The following is a 23893-nucleotide window of genomic DNA, read 5'->3' as shown; positions in this document are numbered from 1 at the left end:
TAAGGTTGAGGCGAGAATTTGATCGTTTTTGGGTTGAGGGGTAGGTCGGTAGGTATTCTGATTTCGTAGAGCTAAATAACTGATGTTATTGGTAAGTTGGTACCCCCGGCAGGACTCGAACCTGCTACCTTCCCCTTAGGAGGGGGACGCTCTATCCAGATGAGCTACGGGGGCAATTCCTCAGGAAGGGCGGTATGATAGCGGTCTGGAGCTGATGGCTCAAGGTGTTGCCCCGATTCCACGGTTTTCCGGAGTGAGCGTTGCCTGACCCCTTTTCATTGAGTGTCGTTGTCCCCGTGTGGCGGGAAGCTGCAGGCATTCAGAGTACGCTGGAAGCCCTGGCCCCCCTTCGTAGGGCCGGTCACGAAGTCATTGTGGTGGATGCAGGCAGCGACGACGGTACGGCCGCGATGGCACGCCCCCTGTGTGACCGGGTTGTGGACTCCGAGAAAGGGCGTGGTGTCCAGATGAATGCGGGCGCGGCGGCTGCCGGTGGCAATCTCCTGTTGTTCCTGCACGCTGATACGCGCTTGCCTGCCGATGCCCTCGCACAACTGGAACACTTCACGGCGAGCCGTTGTGCCTGGGGGCGTTTTGATGTTCGGCTGAGTGGGCATCGGCCGCTGTTCCGGGTCATTGCCTGGTTCATGAACAAGCGGTCCTGGATCACCGGCGTTTGCACCGGCGATCAGGCCATGTTCGTGCGCCGGGATGCGTTTGAAGCCCTCGGCGGTTTTCGGGCGCAGCCCCTCATGGAGGACGTCGAATTCTCGCGGCGTTTGTGTCTGGTATCTCGCCCTTATTGCATCCAATCACCGGTGATTACCGACAGTCGCCGCTGGGAAAGGCACGGCCCCTGGCGTACGATTTTCCTGATGTGGCGGTTGCGCTGGCGATATTGGCGCGGTGAATCGCCGGAATCCCTGGCCCAGGCCTATCGCTCGGATGTTCGCAATGCTTGACCATACCCCTGCAAGCGCAATATTGATGCAGTTCGCCAAATGGCCCGAGGAAGGGCGGGTCAAGACCCGCCTGATGCCTGCACTCGGGGCAGGCGGTGCGCTTCGGGCCCACGTCACGCTTACCCTGGCAGTCCTCGATAACCTCTGCGCCACCGGGTATCCCGTTGAGTTCTGGTGGGATCGTGGGCTGAAGACGGTGCCCGAAGAAGCCGAGGTCATTGTGCGGAACCTTGAGAGCGCGGGTCTGGAGCAGAAAGTCCAGCAGGGAGAAACCCTTGGCGACAGGATGCAGGCGGCCTTGCGTGAGTCGCTGCAGCACTATTCGCGTGCCGTGGTGATCGGCAGTGACTGTCCCTCGGTGGATCCCCAGTACGTCCGCCAGGCCATCGACCGGCTGAAAGAGTTCGATGTGGTTCTTGGACCGTCCGACGACGGGGGGTACGTTCTGATTGGCGCAAGCCGGGCGGTTCCGGGGATGCTGGACGACATTGACTGGGGCACCGAGGATGTCCTGATTCAGACGTTGGCCCGTATGGAGAAATCGGGGCTCCGTGTCAGTCTGCTGGAGCCCCGATGGGATGTGGACGAGCCGGAGGACTGGGCGCGCTTCCAGCGCCTGCCCGAGGCCTAGCTCAGGTCGCCGGAACGGGCGGCCTCGCCATCAGGCGGGTCAGGGCACTGTCTGCATTCAGACCGTCCTCGCCTGTGACCACTCTCAGTGCCTGTTCCCGGTTTAGGACCGCCTTTCTAAATGTTTCAAGCAGCGCCTGTCGGCTCACGCCCTGGACCGCCTTGGCCAGTTTTTCCCGCGAATCGAAGTCGGTGGCGTTGCGATCAATCTCCCGCCAGTACCGGCTGGAGATGTCCCCGAGTTGACGGTCCCGTTCCAGCAGTTTGCTGATCACCGCCTGTTTTTCCCGGTTCAGGCCGGTCTCGTCCATATTGGCCAGTTGCGCCTCAAAGTTCGCTGAGAATTGTTGAACGGCCTGGTCAATCTGTTCCGGGCTGGCGCCGGGGGACTGAACCACGAAGCCGAGCGCCGGGGTTTCCAGGATTTCAAACGGGGTCGCGTAGACGATGTAACCCAGTTGTCGGGTTGTACGGATGTTCTCGTAGAAGGGGCTGCTGATGATTTGCGCCAGCAGCCGGAAGCGGGCCCGCTCTTCAAAGCTGGTATTGTCGCCCTGCATGTACAGGGTGTAGCCGGTATCCGGATGATTGACGTCCAGGGATACCTGGGTTTCGTCCGGCGGCAACTGGCGTACACGGCTGCGCTCGACGTCGGCAAAGCTGCTCTCATCCAGCACAATGGCCCGGATCTGCTGGGCCAGGTTGAGGGCATAGGCGCGGCTGAGGTTGCCGTGAGCCAGCATGACCGGATCCACCTCCGAGAGCAGGGCCCGGGAGAAGGACTTCAGTTCATCCAGGGTGACCTGTTGCGCCGCCTCGAGCTTGTCTTCAGAGCTCCAGGCGCCCTCGATCAGGGCGGTCTGGATGAATTCGGACGTCTGTTCCACCGGAGGATTCTTGGCCTTGTTCCCGAGGCTGTCGACCAGGTTCTGGCGGGCGATGTCGAACCGCTGTTGCGTCAGGTCCGGTTCCGCGACCTGCATCAGGATTCGGTTAATCAAGGTGTGCAGCTTGTCGCTGTAGCCGCCCACCCGAACGGTTATGCCACGCAGGTGTGGATAAATGCTGTAATCCAGGCCGGCAAGGCGTGCCGAGTAGGCCCAGGCGTTCAGATTGGTATTTACCGCATCCACCAGCAACTGGGTCAGGACGCTACTGCGGGCAGAAACCCGTGCGGCGGGTGTGCGCAGGCTGATAAGCACGTTCGCTTTGGGAGTGTCGAACCGGGTGTCCCGCGCAAACCAGATTTCCAGACCGTCCTGGCTACCCAGCAGTGTAGGCTGCTCCATGGTTGAACCCGCGACCATCGCAAGTTCTTCCGGAACAAAGGGGTTGGGTTGGGGCAGCTTGAGCTGCGCCGCCAGTTCGGGCAACGAGTTGCGCGTCAGGTTTTCCGGATCAAGCGATTCCCATTGCCACTCCGCGCCGTACCACTGGGTTTGTTCCGGATTCTCGAGCGCCGGCTCCGGCGCCAGAACGAATGCCATCAGGTTGTCTGGGGTGAGGTGGTCCAGGATGGTCTGGTATTGCTCCGGCGCATAGCGTTCCAGCAGCCAGGGCGCGCTGAGAATATCTTCGGCCGGGTAGTGTTGGAGCTGACTGGCCAGCGCCATGGCTTCATGCACCGGTTCGCCCTGCTCACGGAAACGAAAATCAATGCGGGCCAACTGCTGCATTTCCTTGAAGCGCTGTTCGGTGATGCCATTGCTGCGGATTCTGTCGATGTAGGCGAACACCAGCGGCAGGATGTCATCCTGGCGGCGCAGACCCTCAGGTGTCAGGGACATACTGATGTCCAGCGTGGCACCTTCACCCGTGTCCAAGCCCAGGCCGGCAGAGAGGCTCTCCACCAGTCCGGCACGCTTCAGCACATCGAACAGGCTGCCGGGGCCTTCGTGCCCCAGCAGGTTGGCAACGTAACCCGCGGGTTTGGTGCGGTAGTTCTTCTCCTGCGAGGGAATCGGGAACGACAGGGTCAGGCTGCGAACGTCCTTGATGGCATCCACCGTGACCTTGGCTGGAAGCCTGTCATCCTGGTAGACGGCGGCTGTATGTTGCTTTGGCTCCAGCTCTCGATTCTCGATGGCGCCAAAGCGGCTTTGCACCATCTGCTCAAGCTCGTCCAGGGTCTGGGGGCCATACACCGCGAGCGTCATCAGGTTGGCGGAATAACGGTCTTTCCAGAACTGGATGAGGTCGGGTCGAAGCGGGTTCTCTTCGGTATTCTCCAGGGTGCTGAGGTTGCCCACCGCAAACTGATTGAAAGCGTGCTCGGGATTGCTGGCCGCTTTCTTGACCGAGTAGAACCGGCGGCCATCTTCTTTCTGCTTGGAGCTGAATTCCGAGTGCACGGCGTTGCGTTCCCGGTCGACCAGCTCGGCGGTAAACAGCGGAGCGGCAAACTGCTCGGCGAACCGGTCCAGCGCTGGCTCAAGGTAGGGCGCTTCGACGTCGAAAAAATAGTTGGTGTCCTGAAACGCCGTGTAGGCGTTGTGGCTACCGCCGTGGCTTTTGATGAACTGCTGGTACTCGCCGGGCTCCGGGTATTTTTCCGTGCCGAGGAACAGCATGTGCTCGAGGAAGTGTGCGAGCCCCTCCCGGTCGGCCGGATCATCGCCACTGCCCACCGCCACGTTCATGGAGGCCGCGGCCTTATCCGCGTCACGGTCCGATACCAGGATTGCCCGGAGCCCGTTGTCCAGCTCGATGAATCGGTAGTCGTTGTCATCGGCCGGACTCTTGACCGGCGGTTGTGCCGCCAGAGTAAAGGCGCTGCTCAACAACAGTGTGAGCATGACCAGCGTGGTGGCGATCACATGGCGTAGGTGTGCGTTCCGGGGGGTACCAGTGCTCATAGGGCCTCGTTCATCCGTTGAGAGTTCGGGCGTTATCAGTGCATCAGGGCGTTGCGGGTACTTTCGGGTTGCTGTTCCAGAGTCTTGCGGGCGAGATCCACCGCCTTGTCGGCCTCCATCTGCCCGGAGGCGATGCGCTCAAGCACCGTCGCCATGATGGCAACGGATTGTCGGTAATCGGCAAACTCTGCCTGAAACGCCGAGTCGATTGCCTCGTAGACGGCCTGGATTTTTTCCTCACGGCTGCCGGATGTTTCGGCGGTGTCGTTGATGGCCTTGAGGCAGGCGCGGGCAATGGTGATGTAGCGTTCGGTGTTCGGGTTGTCTTTGGGCATGGTGTGGCTTCCGAAAAATCCAGAATTTCTTTGAACAATGATGACGCCGGATGGCGCAATAAGTTCCTGATTATGTCATTGCTTGCAGGGTGTTTCATTGCTTTCCAGTAATCAGGTGAGAGGGCAGGCACAGTCCAATTCCTGTGCTAGTCTCAAAATCATTGTGTCGACATATGGGACAGGCGTCCGGCTGCGGATCGTATCCTGAGTTAGAGTATTAGCTCTATTAAAAACAAGAGGTTACAGAGTAAAAGCTCTAAAAAAGTTCGATACATGAGAGTTGCAATTAAGTACAATGCCGTCGTTCCCGGAAGACTCTACGACTTTAGTCTAATTGGGTGCCGGCATGGATAGACAACAAATGAGCAACAGGCAGGGTGGATAATTGATGAACTATTTCCTGACGGGTGGCACCGGATTTATTGGCCGTTTTCTCGTTGAAAAACTGTTGGCCCGCGGCGGTACGGTATACGTGCTGGTGCGCGAGCAGTCCCAGGGTAAGCTTGACGTCCTGAGGGAGCGCTGGGGCGCTGATGAGTCCCGGGTCAAGGCGGTGATTGGTGACCTGACCAGCAAGAATCTTGGTATCGACGCCAAGACCATGAAGTCCCTCGAAGGCACTATTGATCATTTCTTTCACCTCGCCGCGGTTTATGACATGGGCGCAGACGAGGAAGCCCAGCAGGCAACCAACATCGAAGGCACCCGCGCTGCCGTCAATGCAGCGGAAGCCATGGGCGCCAAGCATTTCCATCACGTGTCCTCCATTGCTGCGGCCGGTCTGTTCAAAGGCACGTTCCGCGAGGACATGTTCGAGGAAGCCGAAAAGCTGGACCACCCGTACCTGCTGACCAAGCACGAGTCCGAAAAAGTCGTCCGCGAGGAGTGCAAGGTCCCGTTCCGGATCTACCGTCCCGGCATGGTCATCGGCCACTCCAAGACTGGTGAGATGGACAAGGTCGACGGCCCCTATTACTTCTTCAAGATGATCCAGAAAATCCGCCACGCACTGCCACAGTGGGTACCGACCATCGGTATCGAAGGTGGTCGCCTGAACATCGTGCCGGTGGATTTCGTGGTGAACGCCATGGATCACATCGCCCACCTCGACGGCGAGGACGGCAATTGCTTCCATCTGGTGGATTCCGACCCTTACAAGGTTGGCGAGATCCTCAACATCTTCTCCGAGGCTGGCCATGCGCCCAAGATGGGGATGCGGATCGATTCCCGCATGTTTGGGTTCATTCCGCCGTTCATTCGTCAGAGCCTGAAGAACCTGCCCCCGGTGAAGCGACTCACGACCGCCGTGCTCGACGACATGGGGATTCCGCCCTCGGTCATGTCGTTCGTGAACTACCCGACCCGGTTCGATGCCCGTGAAACGGAACGTGTGCTCAAAGACACCGGCATCGAAGTCCCACGGTTGACCGATTATTCCGCCGTGATTTGGGACTACTGGGAGCGCAATCTGGACCCGGACCTGTTCAAGGACCGCACCCTGCGTGGCACCGTAGAAGGCCGCGTGTGCGTGGTGACTGGTGCAACCTCAGGCATTGGCCTGGCAACCGCGCAGAAACTGGCCGACGCCGGTGCGATCCTGGTTATTGGTGCCCGTAAGCCGGAGCGCCTGAAAGAAGTGGCGGCTGAGCTGGAATCCAGGGGCGCCAGCGTGCACGCCTACCAGTGTGACTTCTCCGACATGGAAGACGCCGACCGCTTTGTGGAGACGGTCCTCGACAACCACGGTCACGTGGATGTGCTGGTGAACAATGCCGGTCGCTCCATCCGCCGCTCTCTCGACCTGTCGTTCGATCGGTTCCACGATTTCGAGCGCACCATGCAGCTGAACTACTTCGGCTCCGTGCGCCTGATCATGGGCTTTGCGCCAAAGATGCTGGAAAATCGCCGCGGTCACGTGGTCAACATCTCCTCCATCGGCGTGCTGACCAACGCTCCCCGGTTCTCCGCCTACGTGGCATCCAAGTCGGCACTGGACGCGTTCAGTCGCTGTGCGGCGGCCGAGTGGTCGGATCGCAACGTGACCTTCACCACCATCAACATGCCGCTGGTGAAGACGCCCATGATTGCGCCGACCAAGATCTACGATTCAGTGCCAACGCTGACGCCGGAGGAAGCCGCCGACATGGTGGCCGAAGCCATCGTCTATCGTCCGAAGCGCATTGCGACCCGACTGGGCATCTTCGCTCAGGTGTTGCATGCCCTGGCGCCGAAGATGGGCGAGATCGTCATGAACACCGGTTACCGCATGTTCCCGGATTCCCCGGCAGCGGCGGGCAGCAAGTCCGGCCAGAAGCCCAAGGTGTCCAGCGAGCAGGTGGCCTTTGCGGCAATCATGCGGGGCATCTACTGGTAAACGGTCCCCCTTGAGATCAAAAAACCCCGCCTTGGCGGGGTTTTTTGTGTCGGTCACTCGGTTTCTTCAACCAGAGGCGGGGGAAATCCGCCCAGATCCTTCCAGCGATTGACAATCCCGCAGAACAGGTCCGCCGTTTTCTCCGCGTCGTAGGCCGCAGAGTGCGCTTCTTTGTTGCTGAACGGGATACCAGCCAGTTTGCAGGCCTGGGCCAGAACGGTGTGGCCGTAGGCCAGACCCGCCAGGGTGGCGGTATCGAAGGTGGAAAACGGGTGGAACGGGTTGCGCTTGATGTCGGCCCGCATGGCAGCGGCAAACACGAAGTTGTGATCAAACGTGGCGTTGTGACCGACCAGGACCGCGCGCTTGCAGTCAAAAGCCTTTACCGCCTTGCGAATGGGGGTGAAGATTTCGCTCAGGCCCTCGCGTTCGGGAACCGCTTCCCGCTCCGGATTCCAGGGATCAATGCCGGTGAAGTCCAGGGCGGATTGTTCAAGGTTCGCCCCCTCGAACGGATCGATCTGTTGCACGTGGGTCTCACCGCGCAGGAGGTAGCCGTCTTCGTCCATGGTCAGCAGTACCGCGGCGACTTCCAGCAGGGCGTCCCGCTCCGGGTTGAAGCCGGCGGTTTCGACGTCGACAACGACAGGCAGGAAACCGCGGAAGCGGCGGGACATAGGATGCGGTTCTTTGTTTTCGTCAGTCACTCAAACTCCGGTCTTAGCCGTGTTATGAAAGGTCAGGGTGATTACGCCAGGCGCCAGTTAACGGTTTCACCCGCTTTCAATGGCACGATGTTGCCATCCGCCAGAGGCAGCTGCTCCGGCATGGTCCAGGGGTCCCGAACCAGGGTAATGGTATCGGTATTTCTCGGCAGCCCGTAGAAATCCGCGCCGTTGAAGCTGGCGAACGCTTCCAGTTTGTCCAGAATGCCCAGCTCTTCGAAGATCTCCGCATACAGGGCAATGGCCCCATAGGCTGAGTAGCATCCGGCACAGCCGCAGGCGGCTTCCTTGCGGTCCCGGGCATGAGGCGCGGAATCGGTGCCCAGGAAGAACCTTGGGTTGCCACTTGTGATGGCATCGCGCAGCGCCTGCTGGTGGCGGTTACGCTTGAGGATGGGCAGGCAGTACAGGTGCGGACGAATGCCACCGACCAGCATGTGATTGCGATTGTACATCAGGTGCTGGGGCGTCAGGGTGGCGGCCAGGTTGTCGCCGCCATGCCGCTGGACGAACTCTGCCGAGTCGGCCGTGGTGATGTGCTCCAGAACCACCTTCAGGTTGGGAAAGGCCTCCATGGTGGGGCCGAGCACCCGATCGAGGAACACTTTCTCGCGATCGAAAATATCGATGTCGGCATCGGTCACTTCGCCATGCACCAGCAACAGCATGCCGCAGTCGGCCATCGCGTCCAGTACCGGGTAGATATTGCGAATGTCTTTGACACCGGATGCCGAGTTGGTAGTTGCACCGGCCGGGTAGAGTTTGGCGGCGACCACGCCAGCGGCCTTGGCCTCGCGGATGGTCTGCGGGCTGGTACTTTCGGTGAGATACAGCGTCATCAACGGCTCGAATCCGGTATCCTTGGCGGCGTCCAGAATGCGCTCTTTGTAGGCCATCGCGTCCGCGGCGGTGGTCACGGGCGGAACCAGGTTGGGCATGATGATCGCGCGTCCGAAGCACGCGGCGGTGGCCGGGACGACATCCTTGAGGATATCGCCGTCGCGAACGTGCAGGTGCCAGTCGTCCGGACGGGTAAGGGTAATCTGATCGGTCATGAGCGGTTTCCGCGGTTCCATCGGTGGGCCGTGGCCCTGAAAAATTTTGCGAATTATACCAGAAGGGGAGCGTGTTTGTTTTTGTATCCGACCCTAAAGTAAGGAGGGACAGGGCCGTTAACCGGAGTAACTACCGAATCAGTTAAACGCGTTGGTCATTCGCTATGGCATCCAGCTTCCGAACATTGTCTCTTGGTCTGATGAGCGCTCTGGCGCTCGGTCTGGCAGCACCGTCAGGGGCTTCGAGTTACGGTGCGGGCATCGAAAACAGCCAGTGGTATCTGGCAGAGTCGGTTTTTGAGTGCTCGTTGGTGCACGAAGTGCCAGGCTATGGCAAAGCGGTGTTTCGGCATCGGGCCGGCGAAAGGCTTACCTTCTTTCTGGAGTCGGCATCGCCGCTCATGCGGCCGGGCCGTGGGGAACTTGTTGTTGAAGCACCGGCATGGCGCCCGGGCGTAGCCCCCAGGCCGCTGGGCAAAGTCACCGTGTCGGACGGTCATCGGCCGGTGCTGCTCGAAACCCGCCAGGCCATGGTGCTCGTTCAGGGACTGCTTGAGGGCATGCGCCCGACGGTCACCCGGGAATCCTGGTTTGATGGCCGCCCGGTTCGGGTTCAGGTGTCCAATGTCAATTTCGCCGGCCAGTTCCAGAGTTACCGGAGGTGCGCGGCGAATCTGTTGCCGGTGAACTACGACCAGGTGCGACGCTCGCGCATTCCCTTCGCCAGTGGCAGTACCAGCCTCTCCGAAGCCGACCGGCAGTTGCTGGATAACCTGGTCACCTATGTGCTGGCGGATTCAACGGTGGAGCGCATTTTCGTGGACGGGCACAGTGATCGGTTGGGTAGCCGTATCGACAACCGCGCGCTGTCGGAGGAGCGGGCGAACGTGGTGGCGGACTATCTGAAGGCGCGAGGGATTTCCGAGGACATGATTACGGTGCGGGCCCATGGTGACCAGTACCCGGTATCCCGGCGACCTGCCGACAACCGTCGCACCAACATCCGGCTCCAGCGTGAGGGCGAACGTCCGGAATTCCAGCAGGCCAACGGCTATGGCGGTGACTCCGCCGGCTGAGGTTCGCCTAGTAGACGGCGTTCAGTACCTCAAGATGGGCCGTCACGCTCTCGCCCAGGGCTTTCAGGTTGTAGCCTCCCTCCAGCGTCGAAATGATCCGGTCATTGGCGTGGTCATTGGCTACGCTGACAATCATTTCCGTTAACCAGCGATAGTCATCCACTTCCAGATTCAATTCGGCCATCGGGTCCAGCCGGTGGCCATCGAACCCGGCCGAGATCAGGATCACCTGGGGTTTGAAGTCCTGCAGTTTTTTGACCCAGGCCGACTCCACCGCCTTACGGTATTCAATCGCGGCGCAGCCCGCCTCAATCGGGGCGTTGATAATGTTTGGTGCCTGCCGGTGCACGTGCGAGTGCGGATAGAACGGGTGCTGAAAGCTGGAGCACATGAGAATGCGCTCATCCCCGCCCACGATATCCACCGTGCCATTGCCCTGGTGCACATCAAAATCGATGATGGCCACCCGGTCCAACTGATGAAAGGTGAGGGCGCGCATCGCGGCCAGGGCCACGTTGTTGTAGAAGCAGAATCCCATGGATTTGCTCCGCTCGGCGTGGTGCCCAGGCGGGCGGGCGCAGACAAAGGCGTTGGTAACCTGGCTGCTCATGACCATATCCACCGCCTGGATGTTGGCGCCAGCGGCCAGGCGGGCAGCGCGCAGGGTATCCGGCATCATGGCGGTGTCGGGATCGGTGAATACCCGGCCCCGGGTGGGTTGCATCAGGTCGAGCTGGTGCAGGTATTTTTCCGGGTGAACGGTCAGCAGCTGATCACGGGTGATTTCTTCCGGGCGGACCCAGTCCAGGTCCTGCTCGAGATTGGTTTCTGCGATGTGACTGAGGATGGCTGTGATTCGCTCGGGACTCTCCGGATGTTCCGGACCCATGTTGTGTTTCATGCAGTCATCATGAGAAAAGAATGCCGTGGTCATACGCCTCTGAACGCCCTGGATCTGCTTTTATTTTCAACAATGTTATCAGGGAACAATACCGGCTGCCGTGTTTCTTTGGTCGTAATGGCGGTGATCGTCGTTTCACATCAACTCATCTCCGCCTAAGATAAGGTATACACTCATAAGTCACCTGATTTAGTTACATTATCATCCGCACGGCCACGCGGCCGGCGTCCAAGGAGAGAGCCAGCTTGAGCACCCGTTATCTGGAAAGTCTGTTTAATCCCGACTCCATCGTGGTTATCGGTGCGTCTGAGCGGGCGGACAGCCTCGGTGGTATGGTGCTTCGGAACCTGATGGGCGGCGGCTACCCCGGCAAGCTGTTGGTGGTGAATCAGAACGATTATGACAACGTGCACGGGGTTCCCTGCGTCAGAAAAGTATCCAAGATGGATTTCTCGCCGGATCTCGCGATTGTCTGTACGCCCCCGGACACCGTGGCCAAAACCATCAAGCGCCTTGGCGAGGCGGGCGTTCGAACCGCGATCGTGATGACGGGCGGTATGTCCCGGACCCACAGCAAGACCGGGCAGCCGCTGATGTATTCGGTGCGCGAAGCGGCCCGGGAAACCGGCATTCGGGTACTGGGCCCAAATACCATCGGGCTCATGGTGCCGGCCCGGAGCCTGAACGCCACCTATGCCCACATGGGTGCCATTCCGGGGCGGGTCGCGTTTGTTGGCCAGTCCGGCACCATCGCCAGTTCTGTGATTGATTGGGCCTTTGCCCGGGGCGTGGGGTTTTCCTACTTCCTGACCCTCGGCGACGGCATGGACATCGACCACGACGATTTGATCGATTATCTCGCCCAGGACACCCACACCCGGGCCATCCTGCTGCACATAGAGAACATCCCCAACCCCCGCCGCTTCATGTCGGCGGTCCGGGTCGCTTCCCGAACCAAGCCAGTGATCGCGGTCAAATCCGGTCGGGTGCCGGAATCGGAATGGTTTCCCCATGAACTGCCGGACGGCCTGACCCGCAGCGATCCCATTTACGACGCCATGCTCCAGCGGGCCGGTGTGTTGCGGGTGGATGGTCTGGGCCAGATGTTCGATGCCTTGGAAACCCTCACGCGGATGCGGCCATTGCGCCGGGAGACGCTGGCGATCATGGCGAACGGGGTCGGCCCCGGTGTGCTCGCCGTTGATCGCCTGGCCGATTTGGGCGGGGAACTGGCGGAATTGTCCGAGCAGAGCATCGAGGCGCTGGCGGAGTTGTTGCCGCCGTACTGGACCCGCCGCAACCCCATCGACCTCAACTACGACGCGTCGCCGGAACTCTACGCCAATGCGATCCGGATTCTTGCCAAGGATCCGGAGGTGGCCAACGTGCTGGTGATGTATGCGCCGAGTCTGACGGAAGACAGCCTGCAGATTGCCGACGCCGTGGTGCAGGCATCCAAGGGGACGCGCCTGAACGTGTTTACCTGCTGGCTCGGCCAAAGCACGGTCATGGACGCCCGGGAAGAATTCTACCGGGCTGGATTGCCGTCGTTCTTCAACCCGGAAAAGGCGGTCATGGCGTTCATGCAGCATGTGAGGCATCAGCGGGTCCAGCGCCTGCTCACGGAAACGCCCGAGTCCTTTACCGATCATTTTGCCGATCGAAGCCACACCCGCCGCGTGGTCATGAAAGCCCTGCGGAACGGTCGCAAGCACCTGTCCAACCGGGAGGCCCGGGACCTGATCGACGATTACGGCATCAGTACCATCGACACCATGTACTGTGACGACATGGAAGAGGTGCTGGAGGTCTTTTCAGTGGAGCGTCGTCCGGTGGATATCACCATCATCCATGAGCAGGGCTGTCACCCTTTCCTGGATCTCAGCCCGACCCAGCGACGGTACAAGGGGACCATTCAGAAGCTGAACAGTGAAGCCGCCATCATGGACGCCTGTCGCTATTTGATGGAGGAGTATCAGTCGCATTTCCCGCAAAGCGGTTTCCTGGGGTTCGCGGTGCAACGTTCCTACCAGCATGTCGGGGGGATCGAGTTCAGCGTTGGCATCACCCGGGATTCGCTCTTCGGTCCGCTGGTCGTGTGTGGCGCGGCTGGCGCCCAGATCAATGTGATGACCGATCGCCAGATTGCACTGCCGCCACTGAACATGGTGCTGGCCCGGGAACTCCTGCGCCGGACCTACATGTACAAGTTACTGAAAGAGCACAGTCTCAAACCCGAGGAAGACATCCGGGCCGTGTCCGAAACGCTGGTGACCCTGTCCCAGATCGTGATTGATATTCCTGAGATTGAGGGGCTGGAAATTGCGCCCCTCCTCTTCAACGAGCAGGGCGCGGTAGCGGTCAACATTGCCATTAACCTGGCCGACAAGCCGGGTAAACCCATCATTCAGCCGTATCCGAGGGAACTGGAGGAATGGATCGTACTGCCAAAGTCCGGGCGCCGGGTCATCATCCGCCCGGTGTTGGCCGAGGATGAGCCTGCCCACCGGGCGTTTCATGAGCTGCAGTCGCCGGAGTCCATCCGCTACCGGTTCTTCCAGTACCGTAAGCACTTCTCACGGGAAGACGTGGCCCAGATGGTGCAGATCGATTACGACCGGGAGATGGTGTTCATTGCCAACGCCCCCCGTGAAGATGGCGAAGGGGAAGAAACCCTCGGCACCGTGCGGACCTGGACCGACGCCGATAACCTGCAATGCGAGTTTGCTGTGATGGTGCACGACAAAATGAAAGGCGAGGGTCTGGGGGGCGCGTTGATGCAGAAGATGATCGACTATTGCCGTGCCCGGGGTACGGTGGAAATGGTTGGTGACGTGCTGCCTGACAATCGGCCCATGCTGCAGTTGGCGGAGCACCTTGGTTTCGAGATCAAGTACAACCCGGACGAGGAAGTGATGGACCTGCGGCTGGTGCTCAATGAGCCGGAGAAAGACTGGCAGCGGGAACGGCTGGGCAAGAGCGTCCACTAGGAACGCTCTTGCCTTGATTGCTTATTCCTCGACGATTGCCGAGCGGTCTTCGCCACCCATGGCCTCCAGCAGGCCAGGAATCAGGCGGGAAAGCTCAAGGGTCATCAGGGTGAACGCGGCGTCGAACTTGGCGACGGCGTCATCCACGTCGACGTCATCGAGTTGGTCCTGCAGGGTTTCCCCGAATTTCAGACGGCGAATGCCCAGTTCCTCGTCCAGCACGAAGGACACGTTGTCATCCCAGGTCAGGGACAGCTTGGTGACCTGCATGCCGGCGTCCAGATGGTTCCGGATTTCGCCCGCCTTCAGGTCCAATCCCTTACAGCGCACCACACCGCCATCCTCGGACGGATCCTTCAGTTCGCACTCGTTGCCAAGTACCACCTGGCTGGGCAGGTCAATGGTCTCGTTCAGCCAGCCGGTAAAGGTGAACGCCGGTGCCTGTTCCACCGCCGGTGGCCGGACGGGCAGTGAGCCCAGGCTCTTACGCAGGGTAGAGGCAAGGTCTTCAGCCTGCTTGGCAGAACCTGCGTCCACAACCATAACGCCGTCCTTCGGGGCAAGGTAAGCAAAACCGCGGCGATTTTTGGAAAAGGCCTGGGGCAGCATTTCCAGCATAACCTGTTCCTTGATCTCGTCCTTTTCCTTGCGGCGGACCTTGCGACCCTGATCGATCTCGATGGCCTCGGCTTTCTCTTCCACCGCTTCCTTCACCACGGCGCCAGGCAGAATTTTTTCTTCCTTGCGCAGGGCGATCAGGTGGTAGCCGCCGGCGCTGTGAACCAGTTGCTCGCCGTGCTTACCCAGTGGCGGGACCCAGCCCTGGCGACTGGTTTCCTGGGGGCCGCAGGGCTTGAAGGCGTCGGCCTGGAGTTTTTCTTCCAGCTCTTCGGCTGAGATATCAAACGGTTTGGTGAAACGGAAGACACGGGCATTACGAAACCACATCAGGTTTGATCCTTGCTGTTGTAGACGGTTCAGGAAACGTAGAGAGGCGGGGATGATACGGCCACCGGTTGGTGACCGTAAAGTGGCTACACAGGCGTCAGAGGTTCATGATCTCTACCATAACCGTCTTGACGATAAAGCCCACCACGCCGGCACCGAGCACGATAAACAGGGCGAGGGTGCCAAACTTGCCCGCCCTGGATTTCTTGGCAAGATCCCACACAATGATGCCCATCCAGACAATTAGCCCGGTCAGAAGCACCAGCATGGCGATCTGAGAAAAGACTGCTTCGTTCATTTTAAACAGGATCCTGGTTTTACGGGGATTTACGGTTGTTCGTCCCGCAGGAAAACCCAGTTGTTCTTGTCGGATTGGTCTTCGCTGAAGTAGTAGCCCTCAAGGTTAAAGCCCTTGAGGTCGTCGGCCTGGGTAATCCGGTTCTGGATAGCAAACCGGCACATCAGGCCACGGGCTTTCTTGGCGTAGAAACTGATCATCTTGTACTGGCCGTTTTTCCAGTCCTTGAACTGGGGGGTGATCAGTCGCGCGTCGAGGTCCTTCTTCCGGACGCTCTTGAAGTACTCATTGGACGCCAGGTTGACCAGTACGCCGTCGTCTTCGGCCAGCAGACGGTTAATCTCATCGGTAATCCGATTGCCCCAGAACGCATAGAGATCTTTGCCCCGGCGATTCTCGAATCGGGTACCCATCTCCAGCCGGTAGGGTTGCATCAGGTCCAGTGGCTTAAGGATGCCATACAGCCCGGACAGCATCCGCAGGTGCTTCTGGGCGAACGCGAACTCGTCCTCACTGAAGCTCTCGGCATCGAGGCCGGTGTAGACATCGCCCTTGAATGCCAGGACCGCCTGGCGGGCGTTGTCTGGCGTGAACGGCGTGTGCCAGGTCCGGAACCGCTCGGCGTTGAGTTGGCCCAGCTTGTCGCTGATGCTCATCAGGTTGCTGACCTGATGAGGTTCCAGCTCTTTAAGCTGATCGATCAGCTCGCAGGCGTCATCCAGAAAATCCGGTTGGGTGTAGGTTTTCGTGGCCAGGGGACTCTCGTAGTCGAGGGTCTTGGCGGGGGAGATGACCATTAGCATGTCAGGCAATCCTCATTGGAGAAACGTGAGTAACTGATCCCTGGTAAATGGCCAGTCCAGCTCCGCACCGGTATCGTTGCGGCGCAGCACCGGGATGCGTGTGCCGTAACGCTCGACCAGCTTTTCGGACTGGGCAATATCCACCACATCGACCGGTATCGGCGCTGGCATGGGTGTATTCACCAGCAGGGCTTCGGCCAGTTCGCAAAGGTGGCATTGGGTCGTGGTGTAAAACAGCAATTCCATTACTTGGGCTGTGCGTCCAGTTGCTGACCGGTAACCCCATGGCTGTCTTTGCCCATGAGATACAGGTAGATCGGCATCAGGTCTTCCGGCGCGGGATTCTGTTGCGGATTTTCAGCAGGGTACGCGCGTGCCCTCATGTTGGTACGGGTCGCACCTGGATTCAGACTGTTCACACGCACATTGTGGCGTTCGTCATCCAGCTCGTCGGCCATCAGCTGGCTCAGACCCTCAACCGCAAACTTGGACACCGCGTAGGCGCCCCAGTAAGCCTTGGCTTTGCGGCCCACGCCCGAGGACGTGAAGATCACCGAGGCATCGGTGGATTTGCGCAGCAGTGGGATCATGGCCCGGCTCAGCAGGAAGGGCGCCGTCGCGTTGACGTGAAGCACCTTGTTCCAGACTTCGGGGTCGTACAGCTCGACCGGGCTGCGATCGCCGAGAATCGCGGCATTATGCAGAATGCCGTCCAGTCGCTCGAAGTTTTCCTCCAGCGTCATGGCCAGTTCCTCGTACTCCTTAACCGCGGCCCCTTCGAAGTTCATTGGTACGATGGCGGGCTTGGGGTACCCGGCGGCTTCGATTTCGTCGTACACCGATTCCAGTTTGGAAACGGTACGGCCCAGCAGGATTACGGTCGCGCCATGGGCGGCGTACGCAATGGCTGCGGCCCGGCCAATGCCACTACCGGCGCCGGTCACCATAACGATCCGGTCGCGCAGCAAATCGGCGGGGGCTTGGTAGTCATGCATAACCTGTTCTCCGTGTCAGGCGGTTACCGGGTAGGAATTCGAATCTGGTTTTTATTGTAACAGCTTTGCCAGGTCAGCGACGGTGTCGGCCACGAGGTCTGCTTGCCAACGGTCAACCGATTCCGGCTCCTCGATGTAGCCATAGCGCACGGCAATGGTCCGCATGCCAGCATTGCGTCCCGCTTCGATATCGCGCTCGTGATCGCCCACGTACACCGCGCTGGCGGGATCGGCGCCGATCTGTTTGCACGCCAGGAACAGGGCTTCGGGATGGGGTTTGCGCTCGGCGACGTGATCGGGACAGACAACAACGGCGCAGCGTTGAGCCAGACCCAGCGCGTCCACCAGCGGAGCGGCAAAGCGCACCGGTTTGTTGGTGACGATGCCCCAGGGAATTCCGCGTGCTTCCAGTGTCTCGAGAATCGGATCCATGCCCTCAAACAGGGCCGTTTCGATGGCGACACCGGCCTCGTAGAGATCGAGAAACTCGGTGTGCTTGGACAGGTAATCCGGATGGTCCGGTTCCAGTCCGAACCCGACCCGGATCATGGCTCGCGCGCCATTGGAGACCGAGCGCCGGATGTGGTCAGCCGGCAGTGGTGGCAGACCATGCTGCTCGCGGAGCTGATTCAGGCAGCGGATGAAATCCGGCGCGGTATCGATCAGTGTGCCGTCAAGATCAAACAGCACGGCCGAGGGTAAGGTTTCAGGCTTCACGGGCATCTCGGGCGTGCATCAGGTAATTCACGTCAACATCGCGACCCAGCTTGTAGATCTTGGTAATGGGGTTGTAGGTCATCCCGGTCAGCTCCAGAATCTCAAGCCCGGCGTGGCGCAGGTGGTCGGACATTTCCGAGGGACGGATGAACTTTTTCCACTCGTGCGTGCCCTTGGGCAACATGTTCAGGACATACTCGGCGCCCACGATGGCGAACAGGAACGACTTGGGGTTCCGGTTGATCGTAGACACAAATAGGTGGCCGCCGGGCTTGAGCATGGTGGAGCAGGCCCGGATCACCGACGCCGGGTCGGGTACGTGTTCGAGCATCTCGAGGCAGGTGACCACATCGTACTGGCCGGCGTGGTCAGCGTCCTGGGCGAGGTCCTCGACGGTGGTTTGGCGATAGTCCACTTTGATACCGCTTTCCAGACCATGCAGTTTCGCGACGGACAGGGGCGCTTCGCCCATATCGATCCCGGTCACATGGGCGCCGCGCTGGGCCATGCCCTCCGACAGCAGGCCACCACCACAGCCCACGTCCAGGACCCGTTTGCCTGCGAGAGAAACCCGCTCATCAATGTAGTTCAACCGAAGCGGGTTGATGTCATGCAGGGGGCGGAATTCACTGGTGGGGTCCCACCAGCGACTGGCCAGTGCCTCAAACTTAGCAATTTCATTCCGGTCTACGTTCTGGTTTGTCATGGTCTGTGCTGCCTGATCAATCTGTCGGAATTCGGTTATTGAGCCTGCTGGTTGCGAATACGTTCCTTCCAGGCATCGACGCGCAACATCAGGTCCGCGACATCGATGCGGGTGAGTCGGCCGTCCTGTAACTGAGGTACGCCGTTAATCCAGCTATGGCTTACTGCCCGGCCATGGTTGCTGTACACCAGGTGCGAGATCGGGTCGTAGACCGGTTGCAGGAAAGGATCGCTCAGGTCCACGGCGATGATGTCGGCCAGTTTGCCTGCCACCAGTGAACCGAGTTCGTGGTCGCGACCCAACGCCCTGGCGCCATTCAGGGTGGCCATGGTCAGTGCCCCATGTGCCGAGAGGGCCGCGGCATCGCCCGAGACCACCTTGGCGATCATGGCGGCCGTACGCAGCTCCCCGAAGAGATCCAGGTCGTTGTTGCTGGCGGCCCCGTCGGTGCCGATGGCGACGTTCACGCCGGCGTCCATCAGTTTCTGCACCGGGCAAAGGCCACTCGCCAGTTTGAGGTTGGATTCCGGACAGTGAATGACGTGGGCGCCGGACGTGGTGACCGTCTCAAGATCGGCGTCGTTTACCTGGGTCATGTGGACACACTGGGTGTTCGGGCCCAATAGCCCCAGCTCAGCCATGCGCGCGACCGGGCGCTGCCCCAGCTTTTCGGTGGCTTCGTTAACTTCGAATTCGGTTTCGTGCAGGTGGATCTGGATCGGGGCGCCCGTATCGGCGGACAGCTGGATCGCACGCTTCAGAGGTGCATCGGACACCGTGTAAGGGGCATGCGGGCCTATGGCGGGGGTAATGTACGGGTCGTCCTGCCAGTCTCGGATGAATGCTTCACCCTTTTCGAGGTAGTCGTCAGGCCCTGTTCCCCAAGGCGTCGGGAAATCCAGTAGCGGAAAAGCAATCTGGGCACGCATGCCGGCGTCGTGGGCGCACTGGGCCGCAATCTCGGGGAAGAAATACATGTCCGAGAAGGTGGTGGTGCCGGTGCGCAGCATTTCGGCCATGGCGAGCTGGGTGCCGTCGGCGATGAAGGCTTCGCTGATAAAGGCGCCTTCCGCCGGCCAGATGTGGTCATTCAGCCAGGACATCAACGGCAGGTCATCGGCCATGCCCCGGAACAGCGACATGGCGGCGTGCCCATGAACGTTGATCAGGCCGGGCATCACCACATGATGGGGCAGGTCCACCGTCTCCCGTGTCCGGAAACGTTGGTCGGCTTCCCGTTGTGAAACCACCGCGGCTATTCGGTTGCCCTGGATAATGACCGCCTGGTTGTCCAGGACGACTGCATCCGGTTCGATGGGAATCAGCCACCGGGCGTTGATGCGGATATCAGCTGCGGTGATGGTGTCTGCCGTCATGTACCTGCCTTCAGGGCCGGGCGCGTAAAACGCGCGCATTGAAAATGTAGGGCCGAAGTATAAACGTTATACTGGCGGTTTTCAGCGTTTGAGAGGCAGAGCTGACTTATGGCGAAATCCCCCACACATCCATCCTCCCGGGCCGTTGGCACGGTGGCCATTCGTTGGCATGGCGACACCCTGGAGTTGTTGGATCAGCGCCTGTTGCCGGTGGAAGAACATTGGATAACCCTGGAGGGCGCTTCGGGCGTGGCCCAGTGTATTCGCGATATGGTGGTTCGCGGTGCACCGGCCATCGGTATCAGCGCAGCCTATGGCGTTGCTTTGGCGGCCCGGCACGCTGGCGGGGGCGACTGGAAAGCCGAAATCAAGCAGGCCATCCGCGAACTGGCGGCTTCTCGGCCCACGGCAGTAAACCTGTTCTGGGCATTGCAGCGCATGGAACGGGTCTTTCACGAATGCCATTCACTTGACGAAGCCGTGAAGCGCCTGTCCGCCGAGGCCGTTCGCATCCACGAGGAGGATCTGGCGGCCAACCTCGCCATGGCCGATCATGCCCTGGACGTCATGCGGCCGGAGAAGCCCATGTCGGTGCTCACTCACTGCAATACTGGCGCCCTGGCAACCGGAGGGTATGGCACCGCCCTGGGCGTTATCCGTCGTCTCCACGAGGAAAAGATGCTGCAAACGGTATACGCCGATGAGACCCGCCCCTGGCTGCAGGGCAGTCGCCTGACGGCCTGGGAGCTGGCGCAGGAGGGTATCCCGGTGACGCTCAACGCCGATGGCGCCGCAGCGGCCATTCTGGCGGATGGCCAGGTACGCTGGGTGGTGGTGGGTGCCGACCGGATTACCGCCAACGGGGATGTCGCCAACAAGATCGGTACCTACAGCCTCGCGGTTCTGGCTCGCCATCACAATGTCGGATTTATGGTGGTGGCACCGTCCAGCACCGTCGACATGTCGCTGGCCTCCGGGCAGGACATACCGATCGAAGAGCGTGAAGGCACGGAAATTCGGGAGATTCGAGGTGTGCCGCTGGCACCCGCGGGCGTCAAGGTATTCAATCCGGTTTTTGACGTCACTCCGGCGAGTCTGATCGACGCCATCGTGACGGAAAAAGGCGTGGTCCATAACCCCGACATCACCGGGATGCGCGAGTTATTTGGTTGAGGGCTTCCGGCCTCCATTAGAGGGCTTGCCGGCCGCCCCCGCCTTGTCCCCATAGCGGGCTTCCAGGTCGGCAACCTGCCTTTCCTGTTCTTCCACGAAATGCAGGGACATCTCGAAACTCTGGCGGGTAAAGTCCAGCACCTTCCGGAAGCCCTCGTCGGAGAGGTTCCGTGCGTCGTCGTGCCGGCGGAAGATGTTGATGAATTCCCGTTCCCGTTCAAACTGCAGAGGCAGACGCCCGACGCCCCAATCGTTCAGAAGTTGCCAGACTTCGGGATTGTAATTGCGCGTGGTGCGCATGATGAACGGTATCGGATCGTTGCGGGCAATCAGTGCCGCAAGGCGCAGAATCAGTTCGAAGGAGAGGGTGGCGGTGCCGTTCTCGATGGCCTCGAGCACCGACTTGTCACGCAGGTTCAGCGCTTCGCTCATTTCTGAGAGTGTCAGTCCCGCCACCTCGCGAATGTCCTTGAGGGACTGACCGGCGGTCAGCATGGCGCGGAGCTGATCCTGGGAGTTGATCAGGGCGCGACCGACTCTCATGGATGTGTCGGTGGCCCTGACGCCGAACCGAAGGGCGGATCCTGTCAGGTTGGCCAGCCGGTCGAGCAGGCCATCCGGATTCCTGCTCGTGCTGGTGTCGGCTTCCTCCAGCCCCTCAATTTCTTCCATGGACCGCATGGCGTGCAGGGCATCCAACAGCATGTCCTGCAGCATGCGGGTTTTCTGTCGGGGTTCCTGGTCCCTGGTACGCTCCGTCATGCTCAGGCTCGTTCCTCTATGGAGTCGGCGCCTGGGCCGCTAAATGCCGGGGAGACATGATGGAGGCCATTTGCCGGTCCAGTTCGAGCATATCGGCCATGATGTGGCCACCCTCGCGAATGACGAAATCGAGTTCGTCATCGGTGGTATCCAGGTCCGCGGCCTGCTGGTCTTGCCAATCTTCAAGGTCTTCCAGGGTCGCAAACGGCTCTTCGCCCCGCAGCTCCCGGCGCGCGTTGGCGATCGTCAGTCGAGTCCGCTCAATCTGCTCGTGCTGGGATTTTCGGCTGTCAAAGTTCAGGCTGACCGTTTCCATCTCACGTTGCTTCTTGAGGAAGTCGATTTCCTGTTGCAGCAGGCTGAATTCCGGGCTGGCGGAAAACCGCTCTTCGTGGCGTTTCCTCAGCTCGTCAATGATGCCGCTGAAGTCGAAATAGCGCTCGTGGGGAACGGCTTCAATCTGGTCCCAGGGCAGGGCATGTTCAAGAGCGTCCTCGCCGATGCGGCTCTTGTCGATCCGCGACGGAATCTCGATGTCCGGAATCACCCCTTTGTGCTGGGTGGAACCGCCGGAAACCCGATAGAACTTGGATTGGGTGATTTTCAACTGGCCGTGATTCAGGGGCCGAACGGCCTGGACCGTCCCCTTGCCGAAGGTTTGTGAGCCCACCACGAGGCCACGGCCGTAATCCTGGATGGCACCGGCAAAGATCTCCGAGGCTGAGGCGCTCATGCGGTTGGTCAGCACAACCAGCGGACCGTCGTAGGCCACGGAGGGATCCTCGTCGTTGAGAACCTGAACGTCGTTGTTGGCGTTGCGAATCTGGACGGTTGGGCCCTCGTCGATAAACAGGCCAACCAAATCGTTGGCTTCGTGCAGGGCGCCGCCGCCGTTGTTGCGCAGGTCGATAACCAGGCCATCCACACCGTCTTGCTCGAGTTCGGTGATCAGGTTCCGGACATCCCGGGTGGTGCTCTTGTAGTTCGGATCACCCGCCTGCATCGCCTGGAAATCGGCGTAGAACGTGGGAATGGTGATCACCCCGACGGTGTAGTCAGTTCCGCTGCGTTCCAGCTCAATCACGTCCTTGCTGGCGCTCTGTTCCTCAAGCTTCACTTCGTCGCGCTTGATGGCGATGGCCTTGGTGATGGTTTCGTCACTGGCGTTGGCCGGGATCACCTCAAGGGTGACCACGGAATTGCGCGGGCCCCGAATGAGATCGACGACCTCGTCCAGGCGCCAGCCAATGACATTGACTGGCTTTTCCTCACCCTGGGCCACGGAGACAATCCGGTCTGCCGGCTGGAGCTGGCCCTGCTTGGAGGCGGGCCCACCGGGAACCAGGCGCACCACCTTGGTGTACTCGTTGTCGGACTGCAGGACGGCACCGATGCCTTCCAGCGAGAGACTCATGTTGATGTTGAAGTTTTCCGACGTGCGCGGGGAAAAATAAGAGGTGTGCGGATCCCACATGCCGGTGAAGGCATTCATGTAGGCCTGGAACGCGTCCTCGCTGCGGGCCTGATAGGCCCGTTTCAACTGGCCCTCGTACCGACGGCGCAAGTTCTCTTCGATGGTTTCGTCTTCAGTGCCGTTCAGGCGCTGTGCCAACACCGCGTTCTTGATGCGTTTCACCCAAAGCGCATCCAGAGCCGCCTTGTCAGCTTCCCAGCTGGTCTCTGAACGATCCAGCAGAATGGTCTCGTTCGCAGCGAAGTCGAGCTTGTCGATGCCATCGTTGATCAGGGAGAGGGCGAACTGCAGGCGTTCAATGATCCGCTGCTGAACCAGGTTGTAGATGTCGAAGCCCGGCTGGAGCTGGCCGGTCTTCAGCGCGGCGCCCAGCTGGGTTTTTACCCGGTTGAATTTGTTCAGGTCTTCCTGGGTCAGATAGATGCGCTGACCGTCCAGGTATTCCAGGTACGCGTCGAACACGTCTCCTGACAGTTCGTCACTGATGCCAAGATCCCGGAAGTGGGTGAACTGGAGCTGACGGGCGATCAGGATATTGGCCCGGGCCTGATCAATCGTTGGCGCGACCGGTTCGTACACCAGTGAATCGTCCACCTTCGCACTCAGGCCCAGGGGCGTTGAAACCAGCAGGGCGATGGTCAAAGCCTTGCAGATCCCTGTCCGGGCATTTTTGGAGGGTGCGCGTTGGGCGACAATTCTTTCCGCGATGGTCATAAATACATACCTGACGGTGCTGGG

Annotated in this window: 21 protein-coding genes and 1 tRNA gene; 6 read left to right on the top strand and 16 right to left on the bottom strand. The window is 60.1% G+C overall.

What is annotated here, in order from left to right:
• Positions 1–97 precede the first annotated feature (97 nt).
• Positions 98–174: transfer RNA gene (locus KXD86_RS16250), tRNA-Arg, on the bottom strand.
• Positions 175–260: 86 nt separating this feature from the next.
• On the opposite strand from KXD86_RS16250, the gene KXD86_RS16245 reads away from it, so the two are divergent.
• Positions 261–962: a TIGR04283 family arsenosugar biosynthesis glycosyltransferase gene (locus tag KXD86_RS16245; RefSeq protein ID WP_218637215.1), complete on the top strand. Its 702-nt coding sequence runs from the start codon at positions 261–263 to the stop codon at positions 960–962.
• Positions 955–1593, top strand: coding sequence for a TIGR04282 family arsenosugar biosynthesis glycosyltransferase (locus tag KXD86_RS16240; RefSeq protein WP_218637214.1), 639 nt, complete (start codon positions 955–957; stop codon positions 1591–1593). Before KXD86_RS16245 ends, KXD86_RS16240 begins: the two co-directional genes overlap by 8 nt.
• Before the next feature lies 1 nt (position 1594).
• Here KXD86_RS16240 and KXD86_RS16235 read toward each other — a convergent pair whose 3' ends face one another.
• Positions 1595–4447 (bottom strand): insulinase family protein, encoded by a 2853-nt coding sequence (locus KXD86_RS16235; RefSeq protein ID WP_218637213.1) that lies wholly within the window; start codon positions 4445–4447, stop codon positions 1595–1597.
• A gap of 35 nt (positions 4448–4482) precedes the next feature.
• The gene (locus KXD86_RS16230) at positions 4483–4782 is read right to left on the bottom strand and encodes a hypothetical protein (protein ID WP_218637212.1); all 300 of its coding nucleotides are present in this window, start codon (positions 4780–4782) and stop codon (positions 4483–4485) included.
• A 388-nt stretch (positions 4783–5170) separates the two neighbouring features.
• On the opposite strand from KXD86_RS16230, the gene KXD86_RS16225 reads away from it, so the two are divergent.
• On the top strand, positions 5171–7156 hold the full coding sequence (locus KXD86_RS16225; RefSeq protein WP_218637211.1) for an SDR family oxidoreductase: 1986 nt from the start codon (positions 5171–5173) through the stop codon (positions 7154–7156).
• Between the two features lie 53 nt (positions 7157–7209).
• On the opposite strand, the gene rnt is transcribed toward KXD86_RS16225, so the two are convergent.
• Positions 7210–7863 (bottom strand): ribonuclease T, encoded by a 654-nt coding sequence (rnt, locus tag KXD86_RS16220; protein ID WP_218637210.1) that lies wholly within the window; start codon positions 7861–7863, stop codon positions 7210–7212.
• A 41-nt stretch (positions 7864–7904) separates the two neighbouring features.
• On the bottom strand, positions 7905–8936 hold the full coding sequence (gene pyrC, locus KXD86_RS16215) for a dihydroorotase (protein WP_218637209.1): 1032 nt from the start codon (positions 8934–8936) through the stop codon (positions 7905–7907).
• 200 nt (positions 8937–9136) lie between these two features.
• On the opposite strand from pyrC, the gene KXD86_RS16210 reads away from it, so the two are divergent.
• On the top strand, positions 9137–10012 hold the full coding sequence (locus KXD86_RS16210) for a flagellar protein MotY (RefSeq protein WP_376770987.1): 876 nt from the start codon (positions 9137–9139) through the stop codon (positions 10010–10012).
• Between the two features lie 7 nt (positions 10013–10019).
• Here KXD86_RS16210 and KXD86_RS16205 read toward each other — a convergent pair whose 3' ends face one another.
• Positions 10020–10946: a histone deacetylase family protein gene (locus KXD86_RS16205; protein ID WP_218637207.1), complete on the bottom strand. Its 927-nt coding sequence runs from the start codon at positions 10944–10946 to the stop codon at positions 10020–10022.
• 212 nt (positions 10947–11158) lie between these two features.
• Between KXD86_RS16205 and KXD86_RS16200 the strand changes: the two genes are divergently transcribed.
• Positions 11159–13903, top strand: coding sequence for a bifunctional acetate--CoA ligase family protein/GNAT family N-acetyltransferase (locus tag KXD86_RS16200; protein ID WP_218637206.1), 2745 nt, complete (start codon positions 11159–11161; stop codon positions 13901–13903).
• A gap of 21 nt (positions 13904–13924) precedes the next feature.
• Here the strand turns inward: KXD86_RS16200 and rdgC are convergent, their stop codons facing one another.
• The 8 genes from rdgC to KXD86_RS16160 all read right to left on the bottom strand — a co-directional run bounded on the left by rdgC (position 13925) and on the right by KXD86_RS16160 (position 19746).
• Entirely contained in the window at positions 13925–14851 is a 927-nt protein-coding gene (gene rdgC / locus KXD86_RS16195; RefSeq protein ID WP_218637205.1) for a recombination-associated protein RdgC, read from the bottom strand.
• 97 nt (positions 14852–14948) lie between these two features.
• Entirely contained in the window at positions 14949–15149 is a 201-nt protein-coding gene (locus KXD86_RS16190) for a DUF2788 domain-containing protein (RefSeq protein ID WP_218637204.1), read from the bottom strand.
• Positions 15150–15178: 29 nt separating this feature from the next.
• Positions 15179–15952, bottom strand: a complete 774-nt coding sequence (gene yaaA / locus KXD86_RS16185) for a peroxide stress protein YaaA (RefSeq protein ID WP_218637203.1) — start codon at positions 15950–15952, stop codon at positions 15179–15181.
• 12 nt (positions 15953–15964) lie between these two features.
• The gene (locus tag KXD86_RS16180) at positions 15965–16198 is read right to left on the bottom strand and encodes a glutaredoxin family protein (RefSeq protein WP_218637202.1); all 234 of its coding nucleotides are present in this window, start codon (positions 16196–16198) and stop codon (positions 15965–15967) included.
• Positions 16198–16947 carry a YciK family oxidoreductase gene (locus KXD86_RS16175; protein ID WP_218637201.1) on the bottom strand — a complete coding sequence of 250 codons (750 nt, stop codon included), beginning with the start codon at positions 16945–16947 and terminating at the stop codon, positions 16198–16200. The genes KXD86_RS16180 and KXD86_RS16175 overlap by 1 nt, the downstream gene beginning before the upstream one ends.
• A 51-nt stretch (positions 16948–16998) precedes the next feature.
• On the bottom strand, positions 16999–17664 hold the full coding sequence (gph, locus tag KXD86_RS16170) for a phosphoglycolate phosphatase (protein ID WP_218637200.1): 666 nt from the start codon (positions 17662–17664) through the stop codon (positions 16999–17001).
• Positions 17654–18370, bottom strand: a complete 717-nt coding sequence (ubiG, locus tag KXD86_RS16165; protein ID WP_218637199.1) for a bifunctional 2-polyprenyl-6-hydroxyphenol methylase/3-demethylubiquinol 3-O-methyltransferase UbiG — start codon at positions 18368–18370, stop codon at positions 17654–17656. The genes gph and ubiG overlap by 11 nt, the downstream gene beginning before the upstream one ends.
• 35 nt (positions 18371–18405) lie before the next feature.
• Positions 18406–19746 (bottom strand): TRZ/ATZ family hydrolase, encoded by a 1341-nt coding sequence (locus KXD86_RS16160; protein ID WP_218637198.1) that lies wholly within the window; start codon positions 19744–19746, stop codon positions 18406–18408.
• A 108-nt stretch (positions 19747–19854) separates the two neighbouring features.
• Here KXD86_RS16160 and mtnA point away from each other — a divergent pair, with 108 nt between their 5' ends.
• The gene (mtnA, locus tag KXD86_RS16155) at positions 19855–20919 is read left to right on the top strand and encodes an S-methyl-5-thioribose-1-phosphate isomerase (RefSeq protein WP_218637197.1); all 1065 of its coding nucleotides are present in this window, start codon (positions 19855–19857) and stop codon (positions 20917–20919) included.
• Here mtnA and KXD86_RS16150 read toward each other — a convergent pair.
• Both KXD86_RS16150 and KXD86_RS16145 read right to left on the bottom strand, forming a co-directional pair.
• Positions 20908–21681, bottom strand: a complete 774-nt coding sequence (locus KXD86_RS16150) for a helix-turn-helix domain-containing protein (protein ID WP_228739645.1) — start codon at positions 21679–21681, stop codon at positions 20908–20910. The genes mtnA and KXD86_RS16150 overlap by 12 nt on opposite strands.
• A gap of 16 nt (positions 21682–21697) precedes the next feature.
• Entirely contained in the window at positions 21698–23869 is a 2172-nt protein-coding gene (locus tag KXD86_RS16145) for a carboxy terminal-processing peptidase (protein WP_218637196.1), read from the bottom strand.
• Positions 23870–23893 lie beyond the last annotated feature (24 nt).

The organism is Marinobacter arenosus, from assembly GCF_019264345.1.
Lineage (GTDB): Bacteria > Pseudomonadota > Gammaproteobacteria > Pseudomonadales > Oleiphilaceae > Marinobacter > Marinobacter arenosus.
Note: the sequence above shows the minus strand (reverse complement) of the source record. Positions and strands in the feature narration are given on the sequence as shown.